Genomic DNA, 15199 nt, shown 5'->3' on the forward strand with positions numbered 1-15199 from the left:
TATATTTAGAATTCATGTGCATCTCCCTCTTCATCTAATACCAGCATTTTCTTCTCTACCTTATCTATCTTTTCATTGCACAGCTTCAGCATATCCATTCCCTTGTGGTACAGGCTGAAAGAATCTTCCAGGGAGATGTCTTCCTTCTCCATCTTGCGGATCGCATCTTCCAACTGTACAAACAGTTCTTCCAGGGTTGCATTCTCCTGAATCTTTTTGTCCTTATCCATGCTGCTCCTCCTTCACATCCTCCACAGTTGCCTGTAGGATCCCATCCGTCACATATATGGACAGCCTGTCCTGATTCCGGACCTGCCTGATACTCTTGATGGCCTTCTTGTCTCTTCCTTCCACGTAAGCGTATCCGTGGCTGAGTTTCTGAAGCGGCGACAGCCCCTTCATCACTTCCACGTATAACGCCATCCTATGCCTCGCATCCCTTACCTTCCCCTCCATCAGCATCTTCATCCTGTCTTCCATCTCAGATAGCCTCTGCTGCTGTTCCTGCAGTTTGAGCCGGGGATGAAGATATTTCAGGCGGGTGTGGTATTCCCGCAGTTTCAGGCGGGCTACCTGTATCTTCTGATTCAGCAGCCGGTTCATCCGCAAGCGGTACTCCTGCATACCCATCTGCACCTGCCGGTAATCATAGACGGCCAGTTCCGCGGCTGCCGACGGCGTAGGCGCCCGAAGGTCGGCTGCGTAATCGGCAATGGTGGTATCCGTCTCATGTCCCACCGCTGAGATTACCGGAACGCTGCATTCGAAAATCGCCCGGGCCACTTCTTCTTCGTTAAAGGCCCACAGGTCTTCAATGGAACCGCCTCCGCGCCCCACGATCATCACATCTACTCCGTATGCTTCCAGCATCCGGATTCCACGCACGATGCTCTCCTTCGCGCCTTCCCCCTGCACCTGGGCAGGATAAAGGATCAGCTGGACATAGGGATTGCGGCGTCCGGCGATATTCATGATGTCCCTCACCGCCGCTCCGGTGGGCGCGGTGACAACGCCGATTCTGCTTGCAAAGGATGGGATCGGCTTTTTGTATTCCGGCGCAAACATCCCCATCTCTTCCAGTTCTTTTTTCAGCATCTGGAATCTCTCATAGAGAAGTCCATCTCCATCCAGCCGTATCTCTTTGGCGTACAGCTGGTAGGAGCCGCTTCGCTCATACACATTTACAGAGCCCAGGACCACGATCTGCTGGCCCTCGCTCATACGAAAAGAGAGTCCGCCTCGCTGCCCGGCAAACATAACGCAGGCAATCGTTCCGGACTCATCTTTTAATGAAAAATATATATGTCCCGATGTGTGATACTTACAATTAGAAACCTCGCCCTTGACGTAAATGCGGTTCAGCATGTAGTCCTGGGTAAACATATTCTTAATGTAGGCATTCACCTGTTTAACCGTATATACATTCCGAGTCATAACCTACCTCTGATTAATCTACAAGTTTTGCAAGCACGCCATTGACAAATGAGGGACCGTCCTCGCTGCTGTACTTCTTCGCTAGTTCCACAGCCTCGTCGATGGCCACGCCTGTAGGAACATCCTCGTCCCATCTCATCTCATATACTGCCAGCCTCAGGATCGTCAGATCCACCTTGTTCATCCGGCTCGTCTTCCACCTGGTCGTATGCTCGTTAATCAGCGCGTCAATCTCTTCTACCTTCGACGCGATCTTCTGTACCTTTTCCCTGATATAGTCAAGGTCCTTTTCACCCGCACCCTCCAGCTGGCCGAAGTAGAGTTCCAGCTGCTCCGGCATATCCCCGCCAGCGTTGAATTCCACTCCGAACAGCATCTTGAAGATGTGCTCTCTTTGCTCTGTCCTCTTCACTTATGCTTCCTCCGGCACGTCTACTCCGGCGATTCGGATATTCACATCGGCAACATCGAGGCCTGTCATATTCTCGATTGCCGCCTTAACCTTCTCCTGCACCTTCGTAGTAATCTCTTTGATACTGTAGCCATACTTCAGATTCAGTGCCAAGGATACCGTCACGATCCCATCCAGCACATCAACTTTGACGCCTTTGGACAAAGACTTCATGCCCAGTTTGCCAATCAGTTCCCTTGTCGCGTTTCCCGCCATGGAAGAGACGCCGTCCACTTCCATAGCAGCAAGGCCTGCAATAATCGCCACTACTTCGTCCGCAATCTTCACCTCGCCGAGATTCTCATCGCCCTTTATTGTATACGTATTTCTTTCTTCTCTACTCATTACCTGAACCTCCTGTCTGGTTTTACACTTCTAGTAATTATATCAAATTTACCTACGTTTGCAAAGTCTTATCTGCCGAATTCGGATAACTCAAGCCCATCGTTGCGCTCTATGGTCATGCGGATGCTCCATTCATTGATGAACAGAAGCAGCGGACGGCCCTTCAAGTCTTTCACCTTCTTCATGTCGGATGTGCCTGTCAGTTTATCCAGGTCAATCTCCGTATTCTCGATCCAGCGGATATGCTCGTATGGAAGAGTGTCCATGCGTATCTCCACATTATACTCGTTTTCCAGCCTGTATTTGAGCACGTCAAACTGCAGGACGCCCACGACGCCCACGATGATCTCTTCCATTCCAGTGTTGTATTCCTGGAAGATCTGGATCGCGCCTTCCTGGGCAATCTGGTTGATTCCTTTAATGAACTGCTTCCGCTTCATCGTGTCTACCTGGCGCACTCTTGCAAAATGCTCCGGCGCGAATGTAGGGATGCCTTCGTAGACGAATTTATCACCGGCATTGGTAAGGGTATCTCCGATCGAGAAGATACCCGGATCAAAGACTCCGATAATGTCTCCCCCATAGGCTTTCTCTATCATCTTCCTCTCGCTTGCCATCATCTGCTGGGGCTGCGACAGGCGCACCTTCTTGCCGCCCTGTATATGGAAGACATCCATGCCTGCCTCGAATTCGCCGGAACAGATGCGCATGAAGGCGATCCGGTCCCGGTGAGCCTTATTCATGTTGGCCTGAATCTTGAACACGAAGGCAGAAAAGTCACCCTCTTCCATGGGATCGATCAGGCCCCTGTCAGATTTTCTTGGAAGCGGGGACGAGGTCATCTTAAGGAAATGTTTTAGAAACGTTTCCACACCGAAGTTCGTAAGGGCTGAGCCAAAGAATACCGGCGAGAGTTCGCCCTTGCTCACCAGTTCCTGGTCAAACTGAGCCCCGGCTCCATCCTGAAGTTCGATTTCCTCTTCCAGCTGCACTCTCTGGGAGTCTCTGATAAGCCATGCGATCTCCGGATCGGCGATATCTACCTTCTTCACCTCTCCCTGGGTAGTGCCCTTGCGGGTGTCAGAAAACAGTTCTACCTTCTTCGTCTCCCTGTCATAGACCCCTTTGAATTCCTTGCCTGAGCCGATCGGCCAGTTTATCGGGCAGGTGGCGATTCCCAGTTCATTCTCGATATCATCCAGAAGTTCAAAGGTATCCATTGCCTCCCTGTCCATCTTATTGATAAAGGTAAAGATCGGGATGTGGCGCATGGTACATACCTTGAAAAGTTTCCTGGTCTGCGCCTCCACGCCCTTGGACGCATCGATTACCATCACCGCGGAGTCCGCCGCCATCAGCGTACGGTACGTATCCTCCGAGAAATCCTGATGGCCCGGCGTATCCAGGATGTTGATGCAGTAGCCGTCAAAATTAAACTGAAGGACTGAGGAGGTGACCGAGATACCTCTTTCCTTCTCGATCTCCATCCAGTCGGACACCGCATGCTTAGCCGTGGCCTTTCCCTTGACGCTTCCCGCCTGGTTGATGGCTCCCCCGTACAGGAGGAACTTCTCCGTAAGCGTAGTCTTGCCGGCATCCGGGTGGGAGATGATGGCAAAGGTCCTTCTCTTTTTTATCTGCTCTTTTACTTGATTATTTATCTGTGACATAGATTCAAACACTCCTACAAATAGTATATCCGCATATAGACGCTATTAGACAGTATAACACACCTGGAATCAATCCTCAATTGGGAATTTTGTTTATTAGGGGACAGGTGATTGGCGTGTAACGCGCGGCGGACGGATGGGAGCGGGCTTTAGGATACGCCGTTCGCCGGAACAGATAAAAGCCAGCCTATATAAGAAGCATAATTGCCTCCTATTAGACTGGCCTGCAAACTGGTTTATGTAGTTTTATGTATAGTCTGCGGGTGATAAGCCGCTATCGGCGACTCTTTCGCGGGCTTACAGATCAGTGCAAGAGATGCAGGCGCCAAAGCGTCGCAGGAATCACCGCCCCAGCCTCGCGGGCGGGTCGCCAATCCCCCCTACTTTCCTTCGGAATACACCGGCGTAATCACGATGTTTTGTGCCGCCACGCCAGTCTTACGGGTAATGATGTCTTCGATCTGCGCCCGGTTGGCGTCGCTTAATTCTGCCGCATTCACGACTACGTCTGCCGCATCCTGGGTCAGGCTTACTACGGCCTCGCTGAAGCCTTTGGATGCCAGAAGCGTCTCGGCTGCAGCTTCTTTTTCCGCAATATCCGTCATTGCCACCATCTGGTTCACCGCGTCCTGTTTCTGCTCATCGCTTAAGTTCTCGTTGTCGATGATTTCCATCAGGGACTCTTTGTTCTTGGCTCTTACTTGTTCCCTGGTCACCTTTGCTTCTGCAACCACGGCGCTTGCCTCGCCGCTTGTTAGTACAGCCTCTCCCGGCGTCCCGTCCACGCTTCCGTCGCTGTCGGTGCCGTCCTGGCTCTTGATATCATCGGACGCGCTTGTCGTCACATCCTCCTCAGATATGTCCAGAAGTTCCTTATTTGCAAGTTCTGCATTCGTCTTTTCTGCCGTATCCTTATCCCCGAATAATTTTCCGGAGTAATTCAGATATCCTGCCGCCGCAATCATTACGGCCAATGCTGCAATAATAATCTGGTTCTTTTTAAAGATTCGTTTCACTGTTCATCCTCCTACCTTGCCACATCGTTTATGAATTCTTCTTCATTATCCTAATCTTATGCGTGTCTATCCCAAATAATGCTTGAACTGCTTCAGTAATATTCTGTTTTACCACTGCATTATCTCCTCCGGAGGCTATGACTACCACTCCTTCTACCTGAGGGCTCAGTTCCTTGCTGATATAAGGCGCCTGCCCCTGGGATCCATCTCCGTCATATACGGTGGACTCTCCATGGCTGCTGTTCTGGGTCGTGCGCGTCCCTCCCTGGCTGTCTGACTCCGTAACCGTCTCGCTTTGTGCCTCCACATCCTTCTCCACCACTTTCTCGGCTGAGGATTTTAAAGTTATCATGACGGTCACATCCCCGACCCCGGCCATCTGTGACAGCACGCCCTCAAGGTGCCCTTCCATATAAGAAGCGTAATTGCCATACGCCGCCTCTCCTCCTCCCTCTGCCGCCGTGCTGCTCCCTGCATCTTTGGAAGCAGCATCCTTCCCCTTCCCTGTGGGAATGGCGATTACGACCAGCAATATTCCCACCAGAAGCAGAATCAGCAGCTGGTCCTTTTTTAACTTTTTAATCGAAAAATTCTTCGGAATTTCAAATCGTTTCTTTTTCTTAACGTCCAATCTCTATCTCCTCCACCTCTATCCCGGTTTCCTCATCTTCCGGTTCCTGCCCGGCATCGTCCGGATAGCCTTCTGGCAGCGTCTCGCCAAGATACTTGGATTCTTCCTCTATCTTTTTCATCTGCTCCTGATACTCTTTGCTGTCATACAGACTCCCCAGCGGATGCTCCATGCCGAATATCTTAAGTAAAGGCGTGGCAAGCATGACGACCAGCACCATTCCGGTAAAGAACCGAATATACTTTTTATAATCCGAATTCGGAAGGATATGGATGACCGCCGTAATAAGCACCATATAAAACGCAATATTCTTCATCCATTCATATAAATATTCAAACATAGCCACACCTCAGACATTACTGGTTACTGCAGATACAATGGCAATGGTCAGAAGGAACAGAAGGCCCGTAGTAAATACCACCCGCATAAGAAGCTGGCATCCGTCTCCCACTGTCTCAACACAGCCTACGATACGCTTGTCGGATACCGGCTGTATGATTGCCGCCGCCAGCTTATATAAAAAGGCGATGCAGGCAATCTGAGCCAGCGGCACCACGCACAGGGCGATGCAGATGAGAGCCCCTGTCATCCCGATTCCATTCTTCACCAGCACCGCCGTGCCAAGAGCCACCTCCGCCACGCCGCCTATGGCATCCCCGATGCCAGGGATAGCTTCCGCGCCTCTGGCGATGGCGCTTCTTTTCACAGAATCAATGGCCGGGCTTATCATTCCCTGGATCACGTTCAGCCCGATGATGCAGGCCAGCAGCGTCTTTAATATCCACGACACTGAAACCTGTATCAGTTCCGCAAACTTGCTTAGATATTCCTCAGAGGAAAGGTAATTCAGCACCCGTACCATCATATAGATATGGATCACGGGCAGAAGGAAGCTGGTGATCAGAAGTTCTACAAGAAAGATTAAAAACAGCACCAGATTATAAAACGCAATGGAAGTAACGCTGCCTTTTGCAATTGCCACTGCCAGGAAATATAAGGGGCAGAATACGCCCATGAATGAGGTCAGGCTGTCTATCCCCTGGCCTACCCACTCCACCACCACCTGGAATGAACTTAATGCCAATGCAATCAGAAGCAGATACAGGGCGTAAAAACTGATTTCCGATATCTGGCGGCTCTGGAATACGTTTGAAAAATTGCTGAATACGGCCGCAATGACCGCGATCAGAAGGATATGTACCAGATTGTCCTTGCAGCTTCTAAACGCATATCCCAGCTGATCCGATACCAGCCGGTTCAGCAGCTGGGCGGAAAATGTCAGATCCCCGGAAATGACTCCCATAAGCGTTTCCTTAAAGTCCAGCTTCTCTTCCGGAAAGAGTTCCTTTAAGGAATCGTCAATCTCCCCAAAATCGAACTCCCCGATCAAATCCTCCTGCATCCCGGAACTCTCTGCCTTATCCTCATTAGTTCCCGACTGCCTGGCCTCTTTGGCCTGTGCCGGCAGCGGGGAAAATATTAGGAGCAGGATAACCCACAGGATGGCTGCCTGTACCATTTTTCGCCGCCTCATGACAGAAAGTCCTTTATGGTATTTAAAAGCGCCATCAGAACCGGCATGCTCAATACCAGAACCGCCAGCTTGCCGAATATCTCTATCTGCAGCGCGATGGTCTGATAGCCCGCGTCCTTGCAGATGCCCGCGGAAAATTCGGCCACATAGGTAATCCCCAGCATCTTTATCAGCGTCCCGATATAGGCGGTATCCATATTGATATAATTGGCGATGGTTCTCAAGGCATCGATGATCACTTCCAGCCGGCCGATAATGGCAAAGAAGATGACCAGGCTGAGTGCCACGCTGATATAGATGCCATACTCAGACTTTCCGCTTTTAAACTGTACGGCCAGCAGGGTGCCGGCGACCCCGATGATCCCGATCTGTATCATATTCATGGGCATTCCTTCTTTCTACAGCGAAAATAAATGCTGGATGGATTCAAACAGGTCATAGATGTATGGCACGATCCAGAACAGCACCAGCAGAAGCCCCGCAAGGCTTGTAAGGAACGCCTGCTCTTCCCTTCCGCTGTGCTTTAAGACCTGGCTTAAGACGGAGACCAGGATTCCCACCGCAGCTATTTTAAATATTAGATTTACACTCATGCACGCCTCCTCTATATTAACAGGACGGTAATAAATATCCCGCTCATCACACCCAGGCAGTGGCATAATCTCACCTTTGCCTTCATCCCGCCCCGCATCTCTTCCATGGAAAGGCTCATTTCCTCCAGGTAGAGGTCGAGAGTCTTTACCTGCATCTCAATATCCGCGACCCCCAGCTGGCCTCCAAGATTTATCAGTTTGTCCAGTTCCTCATCCGGAAGGCCTGATGCCCCCAGATATTCTCTTACCGTATCTTCCCATATATCCGCCAGCGTTCCCCTGTTCTTATGCTCCAGCCTGTCGTATATTTCCAGAATCCATCCTTTATACGGCTCCCTGGAAGATGTCCCAATGTGACGAAACGCTTCCCCCAGATAAGACCTGGCATACCGTATCTCGCTTCTTAACTGGTAGATCAGCTTCTTGAGATACTGCATCTGGACATACTGGTCGTTGATACGGTCTGCCGCCCGGATGCCCCATAAAGAGGTGGCTCCTATGATCAGGACAGCCCCGAAGGTCTTTACCATTGCCGTCATCTGACATCTTCCCTGTACAGAAGGCTGCCCCGGTGATCGAAGATGCCATCGATCTGCCCCACGTGCGCGCGGTTTCCCAAAAGAATGTACCGTTCAAAGCGTCCCTGGTCGATCATCCGGTCAAGGAGAGGCTTCTTTCTTAATTCTTCCATGGAACCTGCATGGACAGTGGCCAGCATCTTGCAGCCGCAGTGCATTGCGTATTCGATGGCATGTACATCTTCTGCCGATCCAATCTCATCTACGGCAATGACTTCCGGTCCCATGGAGCGTATCAGCATGATCATGCCTTCTGCCTTGGGGCACCCATCCAGCACGTCCGTGCGGATTCCGAGATGGTTCTGGGCGACCCCCATATAGCAGCCTCCAATCTCCGACCTTTCGTCCACCACCCCCACAGCCATGCCCCTCACCCAGTCATTTCCATCGGAGATCTGACGGATCATATCCCGAAGAAGCGTTGTCTTGCCGCATCTTGGCGGCGATATGACCAGCGTATGGTATAGGCTTCTGTTATAGGTAATATGGGGAAATACTTTATCTGCACAACCAAGTACTTCATGGGACATCCGCACATTGACGGATGAGATATGCTTCAGGTTCTTTACTTTGCCGTTCTCTATAATTGCCTGTCCTGTCATTCCTACTCTGTGTCCTCCTTCAATCGTGATAAATCCCTGCTTCATTTCCTGTTCGTATGCATATAAGGAATAATTGCTGATATATTCCAGCATCTCTCTTACATCTTCTTTTGTAACCATATAAGGCTTGCCGCGCTGCCCTCCCAAGATCAGTTCTTCTCCTCTGTAGATCAGAAGCAGCGGCTTTTCCACCCGCAGCTTGATCTCCTGCAGGTGCTCGTACTGCAGCTGCTCCTTATGGATCAGAATGCGTACGCTGCGCGGCAAGACATTTAAGATTCTGTTCTCCTGCATATTTGTCCACCTCTTTACACCAATATATGAGACGACTTTTAATTTATTCCCAAATATGTTACAATCCGTATATTCAAGTATCTGATTTCTACGGAAAGGATGAATTTGCTATGATCGCTGTATTTCTTGCGCCTGTCTACCTAATATTAAATGCTTATATCTTCCGCTGGCTGATCCGCTTTATGGGAGCCTGCACGCATCATTTCCAAAAGACTTGGGTCAGGCTGATCGTTCTGGCCTTCTACGGCTTTTTGGCCTTATCCATCCTGCTGGCCTTCTTCTGGCCTGCCAGATGGCTGATCTACATTTCAAATATCTGGTTTGGCACCCTCTGCTATATCCTGCTTACCATCCTGGTTGCAGATGGCATACGCCTGATCGCAAAACTGATCGTCAAGCGCATGAAGAAGCGGGAATGGAAGGAATCCCGGAGGCTCTTCGTCGCCAGCGGCACCCTCTGCATTTCCTTGATCCTCTCCCTTTCCGTCTATGGATATCTAAATGCCCGCCAAATACATACCACAGATTATTCCGTAACCATTAAGAAATCTTGCAAAGATCTGGATTCCATGAAAGTCGTCCTGGTAGCGGATCTCCACCTGGGCTACAGCGTGGGAAATGCGCAGATGTCCCAGATGGTCAGGAAGATCAATGCCCAGGATCCGGATCTGGTGGTAATCGCGGGGGACATCTTCGACAATAATTACGATGCTTTGAAAAATCCAGATAAGATCGCCCGCACGCTGCGTGGTATTAAAAGCAACTACGGCGTATATGCCTGCTACGGCAATCACGATATCCAGGAAAAGATTCTGGCCGGCTTCACCTTCAGCCACGACAAGAAAAAAATGAGTGATCCCAGAATGGATCAGTTCCTTAAGGATGCCAATATCCAGTTTCTGCACGATGAAGGGGTTCTGATCGACGACTCTTTCTATCTCTTCGGCAGGGCCGACAAGGAGCGTCCCGGACGGGGCATCTCCAAGCGCTTAAGCCCCAAGGAGCTGACCAAGGAGATGGATACGGACAAGCCTATCCTTGTCATCGACCATGAGCCGGATCAACTGCAGGAACTTGCCGATGCGGGCGTAGACATAGATCTGTGCGGGCACACCCATGATGGCCAGATGTTTCCTGGCAATCTAACGATTAAGCTGCTCTGGGAGAATCCTTGCGGCTATCTGAAAAAAGATCAGATGCACAATATCGTCACCTCCGGAGTGGGCGTATTCGGGCCTAATATGAGAGTGGGGACTAAGAGCGAGATCTGCGTGATAGATGTGGGGTTTCAGTAGAATTTTGGGGATTGGAGGATGCAAGCGGGCCGGCTGCAATCTGTTGGTAATTCTTGGATAATGCGAGCGTTATTATATTGGCTTACGGTGGAAGTTGCTTTTTAAATAAGCTATAAAAGAATGGATTCGGACTTTGTATGAGACATGTGTTGATTGTTCAGGACAACCGTATAAGCCTCACCGTATCTGTAGTCTTAAGCGGCCCCGGAGTAAGCAGCCAAACCAGACTGGTTAATCTAACAGGATAACTTTAGGAAAGTCACCTACTAAAGAAACATATTTGGTTCATTTTTACACGGGTATTTTTCAATTTTACACACCAGTTATGCAAGTTGGGCACGTAACATTTTTTAAAAATGTTACGTGCCCAACTTAAAAATGTTACGTGTTCACTTCTTATTTTGCCACGTCTTTCATGCTGAATGACAGTCTGCCCATTTTGTCCTTGCCAAGGCATACGACCTTAACCACGTCGCCCAATGTCAGCACGTCTTCTACATGGTTGATTCTTTCCTTAGAAATCTTGGAAATGTGTACCATTCCTTCTTTTCCAGGCGCGAACTCAAGAAATGCGCCGAATTCCTTGATGCTTACGACCTTTCCTTCCAGTACCTGGCCTGCCTCGAAATCGGTCACGATGATCTGAACCAGTCTCTTTGCCTCTTCCATGCTGTTAGCATCGGTTCCGCAGATAGATACGGCTCCGTCATCGGTAATGTCGATTTTAACTCCGGTCTGGTCGATGATTGCATTGATAGTCTTTCCGCGCTGTCCCACTACATCGCCGATCTTCTGTGGATCGATCTGCATCTGGATGATCTTCGGAGCATACTGGCCTACTTCCGGTCTTGGCTCTGCGATGGTCTTAGACATTACTTCATCCAGGATATAGGTTCTTGCTTTCTTCGTTGCCGCAATCGCCTCCTCAATGATCGGCCTTGTCAGGCCATGAATCTTGATATCCATCTGGATGGCTGTAATTCCCTTATGGGTTCCGGCCACCTTAAAGTCCATGTCTCCAAAGAAGTCTTCCAGGCCCTGGATGTCTGTCAGTACCAGATAGTCATCGTCTGAATCACCCGTCACCAGTCCTGCTGAGATCCCTGCCACTGCAGCCTTGATCGGCACGCCGGCTGCCATCAGGGACATTGAGGACGCGCAGATGCTGGCCTGGGAGGTAGAGCCGTTGGATTCAAATGTCTCAGATACGGTACGGATCGCATATGGGAACTCTGCCTCATTTGGAAGTACCGGTATCAGTGCGCGCTCTGCCAATGCTCCATGTCCAATCTCCCGGCGTCCCGGGCCTCTTGATGGCCTTGTCTCTCCTACGGAGTAAGATGGGAAGTTATAGTGGTGCATATATCTCTTAGAAGTCTCTGCCTCATCCAAGCCATCCAGCCTCTGGGCTTCTGCAAGCGGTGCCAGGGTGGTGATGGTGCAGATCTGAGTCTGTCCTCTTGTAAACATGGCTGAGCCGTGAACCCTTGGAATCAGGTCAATCTCTGCAGCAAGCGGCCTAATCTGGTCGATGGCTCTTCCATCCGGACGCTTCTGATCCTTTAAGATCATCTTGCGTACCGTCTTCTTCTGGTACTGGTATACAGCCTCTCCAAGCACATTCAGCCATTCTTCTTTGTCTGCAAATGCCTCTTCCAGCTTTGCCGTGATTACGCGGATATTTTCTTCTCTGGTCTGCTTGTCATCCGTAAATACGGCTTCTTCCATCTCTGACGGAGGAACAATCTCCGTGATTGCGGCAAACAGTTCTTCCGGAACCGCGCAGCTTTCATATGCATGCTTCGGCTTTCCACACTCTGCCACGATCGTCTCGATGAACGCGATGACCTTCTGGTTCAGTTCGTGGGCAGCAAAGATCGCGTCGATCATCTTCTGCTCCGGCACTTCATTGGCGCCAGCCTCGATCATGATCACCTTCTCTTTTGTAGAGGCAACCGTAAGCGCAAGATCGGATGCTTCCTTCTGCGCTGCAGTCGGATTAAATACGAACTCATCATCCACAATGCCTACCTGTGTCGTAGAGATCGGTCCGTCAAACGGAATATCGGATATGGTAGTGGCAATTGCCGCTCCGAGCATTGCCGTAAGTTCCGGAGAGCAGTCCTGGTCTACGGATAATACCAGGTTCTCTAACGTCACATCATTGCGGTAGTCCTTCGGGAATAAAGGCCTCATCGGACGATCAATGACACGGCAGGTAAGGATTGCATTCTCAGATGCCTTTCCTTCTCTCTTATTGAATCCTCCAGGAATCTTTCCTACAGAGTATAATCTCTCATTGTATTCAACGCTTAGCGGGAAAAAATCAATTCCCTCTCTCGGCTTCTCGGAAGCCGTTGCCGTGCATAACACGGTGGTGTCACCGTAATGCATCAGTACCGCTCCATTTGCCTGCTTGGCAACCCTGTCCACATCTACGCGCAGAGTCCTGCCTGCAAGTTCCATCTCAAATTTCTTATACATAGTGTTCTCCTTTAATTCTTGAAATTACCTGGGAGAGGAACACCGAAACTACTGAAAAATATACTTATCCGGCCATCTGCCAGGACAAATATGCTTTTCAGTGGTCTCGGGTGTAATTTCCCCGCCCACAGTCTTAAATATTATAACATATATGATAAAAATGTGCCACTATTAAATTAAAAGAGGCGTTCTTTTGAACGCCCCTTCCTATCACTGCCTGAAATTATTTTCTTAATCCAAGTTTTTCAATCAGTGCACGATATCTTGCGATATCAGACTTCTTAAGATATGCCAGAAGACCTCTTCTCTGTCCAACCATCTTCAGAAGACCTCTTCTTGAATGATGATCCTTCGGATTGCTCTTGAAGTGATCTGTCAGATCATTGATTCTTGCTGTCAGAATCGCAATCTGAACTTCCGGTGAGCCTGTATCTCCAGGTGTCCTTCCGAAATCTTTTACAATCTGTTCTTTCTGCTCTTTTGAAATCATTGTCATTTCCTCCTATAATTCTTTATTAAACGCCTGATATTAAGCAATGGTTGGAGATTCCATTTACCGAACACCGGCTATTCATACTTGGTTAGTATAGCACAGCGGCCTTGTCTTGTAAAGGCAAAAATTATTCCTCGTCCTCATCTTCCATGCCTTCGTCCGGCTCCAGGATAGCAAATGCGATGTTGGTGGCATGGTCCGCCACACGTTCCAGTCCGGAGATGGTATCTGAAAATATCATTCCCGCTTCCGGCGTGCATTTATTCTTCGTCAGCCTCTTAACGTGGGCGCGTTGCAGCTTCTTCTCCCTGTCATCGATCTCGTCTTCCAGATTCAGGATCTCCTGCATATGCTCCTGGTTCCTGTTAGTGAACATATCCAGCGAGTATTCCAGGATCTCAATGACCTTTTCCGTCATGTCCTGCAGCTGCTTTATTGCCTTGTCGCTGAACTCCACCTCGTCATCAATCCGCATTTTTGCCGAATCTGCAAAGTTCTCCGCATGGTCGCCAATACGCTCGATATCATTGACCACGTGGAACAATCCGCCTATCAGCCTTGCATCGGCAATCGGAAGTTCGATTTCATTGACCTTGACCAGATAATCCGTGATCTTGCGGTTCATAAAGTCTATGTATTTTTCCTTGTGATATACCGCATCGATTTCTTCCTCATTCAAGGTACAAAGCGCATCCATACCCTTTTTCAGATTGCTGATCGCGATCTTTCCCATGTGCTCGATTTCCCGGATTCCATCCAGCACTGCCGTTGTCGGTGACAGGATTGAGCCCCCGCCTATGTAGAGCAGTTCGTATTCATCCTCCAGCGTGGCGTCTTTCCCGGGAACTACCATGTAGGTTGCCTTCACGATCCATCCCATGAACGGGAACAGTACGACCACTTCGAACACCTTCATAAGCGTATGGGCATTGGCCACCGCCCGGGCCGTATTCCCTCGGGACAGGTGCAGGATGCCCTGAGTGATCGGATCCAGCGCTACCATCAGAATAATGAAGGCAATAGCCGATCCTACGACATTAAACAGAAAATGAATCATGGCCGCGCGTTTTGCATCCTTCTTTCCGCCAAGACTGGCAAGAAGCGCAGATACGCAGGACCCGATATTACATCCCAAGATCAGGAACGGGCAGATTGTAAATGCCAGCAGTCCCTGGGATGCCATCAGGATTACGATGCCGACGGTTGCCGAAGAACTCTGCAGGATCGCCGTAATCACGAATCCTACCAGGATTGCCGCAAATGGATTGCGCAACGTCCTCAGCAGTTCTATAATGTGCGGGGATTCTTTGAACGATGTCATGGCATCACCCATGATGCTCAGACCCATAAATAGGATGCCGAATCCCAGCACGACTTCTCCTGCCCTCTTGATGCTCAGTTTCTTGCAGAACATGACCATGATCACGCCCGCCATGACGAACAGCGGCGCGATATCTGACAGGTTGAATGCAATCAGCTGTCCTGTCACCGTGGTACCGATATTGGCTCCAAGTATGACCCCGGAAGCCTGAAGCAGATTCATCAACCCAGAATTCACAAAACTGACTACCATGACCGTAGTCGCGCTTGAAGACTGCACTACAGCCGTAAACAAGATACCTACCAGCATGCCGATAAAACGGTTCTTTGTGAAAAATTCCAGAATGCCGCGCATCTTGGCGCCTGCAGCTTTCTCCAGCCCCTCGCTCATTAACTTCATGCCGAACAGGAATAAGCCTAGTCCCCCAAGCAACATAAAAAATGTTGTGATACTCATTC

Annotated in this window: 17 protein-coding genes; 1 reads left to right on the forward strand and 16 read right to left on the reverse strand. The window is 49.7% G+C overall.

Annotated features, from left to right (window positions below; genetic code table 11):
- Window positions 1-5: 5 nt before the first annotated feature.
- The 13 genes from xseB to spoIIIAA all read right to left on the reverse strand — a co-directional run bounded on the left by xseB (window position 6) and on the right by spoIIIAA (window position 9148).
- Entirely contained in the window at window positions 6-230 is a 225-nt protein-coding gene (gene xseB / locus HDCHBGLK_RS15645) for an exodeoxyribonuclease VII small subunit (protein WP_004605979.1), read from the reverse strand.
- A complete protein-coding gene (gene xseA, locus HDCHBGLK_RS15650) occupies window positions 223-1434 on the reverse strand; it encodes an exodeoxyribonuclease VII large subunit (protein ID WP_004605978.1) in 1212 nt (403 codons plus the stop codon). Before xseA ends, xseB begins: the two co-directional genes overlap by 8 nt.
- Before the next feature lie 13 nt (window positions 1435-1447).
- Entirely contained in the window at window positions 1448-1846 is a 399-nt protein-coding gene (nusB, locus tag HDCHBGLK_RS15655; RefSeq protein ID WP_004605977.1) for a transcription antitermination factor NusB, read from the reverse strand.
- Complete coding sequence (locus tag HDCHBGLK_RS15660) at window positions 1847-2230, reverse strand: Asp23/Gls24 family envelope stress response protein (protein ID WP_004605976.1); 384 nt, start codon at window positions 2228-2230, stop codon at window positions 1847-1849.
- A gap of 68 nt (window positions 2231-2298) precedes the next feature.
- Window positions 2299-3900 (reverse strand): peptide chain release factor 3, encoded by a 1602-nt coding sequence (locus HDCHBGLK_RS15665; RefSeq protein ID WP_004605975.1) that lies wholly within the window; start codon window positions 3898-3900, stop codon window positions 2299-2301.
- A gap of 380 nt (window positions 3901-4280) precedes the next feature.
- Window positions 4281-4916 carry a SpoIIIAH-like family protein gene (locus tag HDCHBGLK_RS15670; RefSeq protein WP_004605974.1) on the reverse strand — a complete coding sequence of 212 codons (636 nt, stop codon included), beginning with the start codon at window positions 4914-4916 and terminating at the stop codon, window positions 4281-4283.
- A 28-nt stretch (window positions 4917-4944) separates the two neighbouring features.
- Window positions 4945-5547, reverse strand: coding sequence for a hypothetical protein (locus HDCHBGLK_RS15675; protein WP_004605973.1), 603 nt, complete (start codon window positions 5545-5547; stop codon window positions 4945-4947).
- On the reverse strand, window positions 5537-5887 hold the full coding sequence (locus tag HDCHBGLK_RS15680; RefSeq protein WP_004605972.1) for a stage III sporulation protein AF: 351 nt from the start codon (window positions 5885-5887) through the stop codon (window positions 5537-5539). Before HDCHBGLK_RS15680 ends, HDCHBGLK_RS15675 begins: the two co-directional genes overlap by 11 nt.
- 9 nt (window positions 5888-5896) lie before the next feature.
- Entirely contained in the window at window positions 5897-7081 is a 1185-nt protein-coding gene (locus HDCHBGLK_RS15685) for a stage III sporulation protein AE (RefSeq protein WP_004605971.1), read from the reverse strand.
- Entirely contained in the window at window positions 7078-7464 is a 387-nt protein-coding gene (locus tag HDCHBGLK_RS15690) for a SpoIIIAC/SpoIIIAD family protein (RefSeq protein WP_009248485.1), read from the reverse strand. Before HDCHBGLK_RS15690 ends, HDCHBGLK_RS15685 begins: the two co-directional genes overlap by 4 nt.
- Window positions 7465-7479: 15 nt before the next feature.
- Window positions 7480-7674, reverse strand: a complete 195-nt coding sequence (spoIIIAC, locus tag HDCHBGLK_RS15695; protein WP_004605969.1) for a stage III sporulation protein AC — start codon at window positions 7672-7674, stop codon at window positions 7480-7482.
- Between the two features lie 11 nt (window positions 7675-7685).
- Complete coding sequence (locus HDCHBGLK_RS15700; RefSeq protein ID WP_004605968.1) at window positions 7686-8213, reverse strand: stage III sporulation protein AB; 528 nt, start codon at window positions 8211-8213, stop codon at window positions 7686-7688.
- Window positions 8210-9148, reverse strand: coding sequence for a stage III sporulation protein AA (spoIIIAA, locus tag HDCHBGLK_RS15705; protein ID WP_004605967.1), 939 nt, complete (start codon window positions 9146-9148; stop codon window positions 8210-8212). Before spoIIIAA ends, HDCHBGLK_RS15700 begins: the two co-directional genes overlap by 4 nt.
- A gap of 110 nt (window positions 9149-9258) precedes the next feature.
- Between spoIIIAA and HDCHBGLK_RS15710 the strand changes: the two genes are divergently transcribed.
- Complete coding sequence (locus HDCHBGLK_RS15710; protein ID WP_039909486.1) at window positions 9259-10443, forward strand: metallophosphoesterase; 1185 nt, start codon at window positions 9259-9261, stop codon at window positions 10441-10443.
- A 396-nt stretch (window positions 10444-10839) separates the two neighbouring features.
- Here the strand turns inward: HDCHBGLK_RS15710 and HDCHBGLK_RS15715 are convergent, their stop codons facing one another.
- The 3 genes from HDCHBGLK_RS15715 to HDCHBGLK_RS15725 all read right to left on the reverse strand — a co-directional run bounded on the left by HDCHBGLK_RS15715 (window position 10840) and on the right by HDCHBGLK_RS15725 (window position 15197).
- Complete coding sequence (locus HDCHBGLK_RS15715; protein ID WP_004605965.1) at window positions 10840-12927, reverse strand: polyribonucleotide nucleotidyltransferase; 2088 nt, start codon at window positions 12925-12927, stop codon at window positions 10840-10842.
- A 223-nt stretch (window positions 12928-13150) separates the two neighbouring features.
- Complete coding sequence (gene rpsO, locus HDCHBGLK_RS15720) at window positions 13151-13417, reverse strand: 30S ribosomal protein S15 (RefSeq protein ID WP_009248481.1); 267 nt, start codon at window positions 13415-13417, stop codon at window positions 13151-13153.
- A 130-nt stretch (window positions 13418-13547) separates the two neighbouring features.
- Window positions 13548-15197 (reverse strand): Na/Pi cotransporter family protein, encoded by a 1650-nt coding sequence (locus tag HDCHBGLK_RS15725; protein WP_004605963.1) that lies wholly within the window; start codon window positions 15195-15197, stop codon window positions 13548-13550.
- Between the last annotated feature and the right edge of the window lie 2 nt (window positions 15198-15199).

It is taken from the genome of [Clostridium] scindens ATCC 35704 (assembly GCF_004295125.1).
Classification (GTDB): Bacteria; Bacillota; Clostridia; order Lachnospirales; family Lachnospiraceae; genus Clostridium_AP; species Clostridium_AP scindens.

Bases quoted from the DNA above. Each gene is read 5' to 3' on its own strand.
- HDCHBGLK_RS15725 (WP_004605963.1), bottom strand. From the start codon at position 15,197: ATGAGTATCACAACATTTTTTATGTTGCTTGGGGGACTAGGCTTATTC.
- xseB (WP_004605979.1), bottom strand. From the start codon at position 230: ATGGATAAGGACAAAAAGATTCAGGAGAATGCAACCCTGGAAGAACTG.
- HDCHBGLK_RS15700 (WP_004605968.1), bottom strand. From the start codon at position 8,213: ATGACGGCAATGGTAAAGACCTTCGGGGCTGTCCTGATCATAGGAGCC.
- rpsO (WP_009248481.1), bottom strand. From the start codon at position 13,417: ATGATTTCAAAAGAGCAGAAAGAACAGATTGTAAAAGATTTCGGAAGG.
- HDCHBGLK_RS15690 (WP_009248485.1), bottom strand. From the start codon at position 7,464: ATGAATATGATACAGATCGGGATCATCGGGGTCGCCGGCACCCTGCTG.
- xseA (WP_004605978.1), bottom strand. From the start codon at position 1,434: ATGACTCGGAATGTATATACGGTTAAACAGGTGAATGCCTACATTAAG.
- HDCHBGLK_RS15685 (WP_004605971.1), bottom strand. From the start codon at position 7,081: ATGAGGCGGCGAAAAATGGTACAGGCAGCCATCCTGTGGGTTATCCTG.
- spoIIIAC (WP_004605969.1), bottom strand. From the start codon at position 7,674: ATGAGTGTAAATCTAATATTTAAAATAGCTGCGGTGGGAATCCTGGTC.
- HDCHBGLK_RS15665 (WP_004605975.1), bottom strand. From the start codon at position 3,900: ATGTCACAGATAAATAATCAAGTAAAAGAGCAGATAAAAAAGAGAAGG.
- spoIIIAA (WP_004605967.1), bottom strand. From the start codon at position 9,148: ATGCAGGAGAACAGAATCTTAAATGTCTTGCCGCGCAGCGTACGCATT.
- HDCHBGLK_RS15680 (WP_004605972.1), bottom strand. From the start codon at position 5,887: ATGTTTGAATATTTATATGAATGGATGAAGAATATTGCGTTTTATATG.
- HDCHBGLK_RS15715 (WP_004605965.1), bottom strand. From the start codon at position 12,927: ATGTATAAGAAATTTGAGATGGAACTTGCAGGCAGGACTCTGCGCGTA.
- HDCHBGLK_RS15710 (WP_039909486.1), top strand. From the start codon at position 9,259: ATGATCGCTGTATTTCTTGCGCCTGTCTACCTAATATTAAATGCTTAT.
- HDCHBGLK_RS15660 (WP_004605976.1), bottom strand. From the start codon at position 2,230: ATGAGTAGAGAAGAAAGAAATACGTATACAATAAAGGGCGATGAGAAT.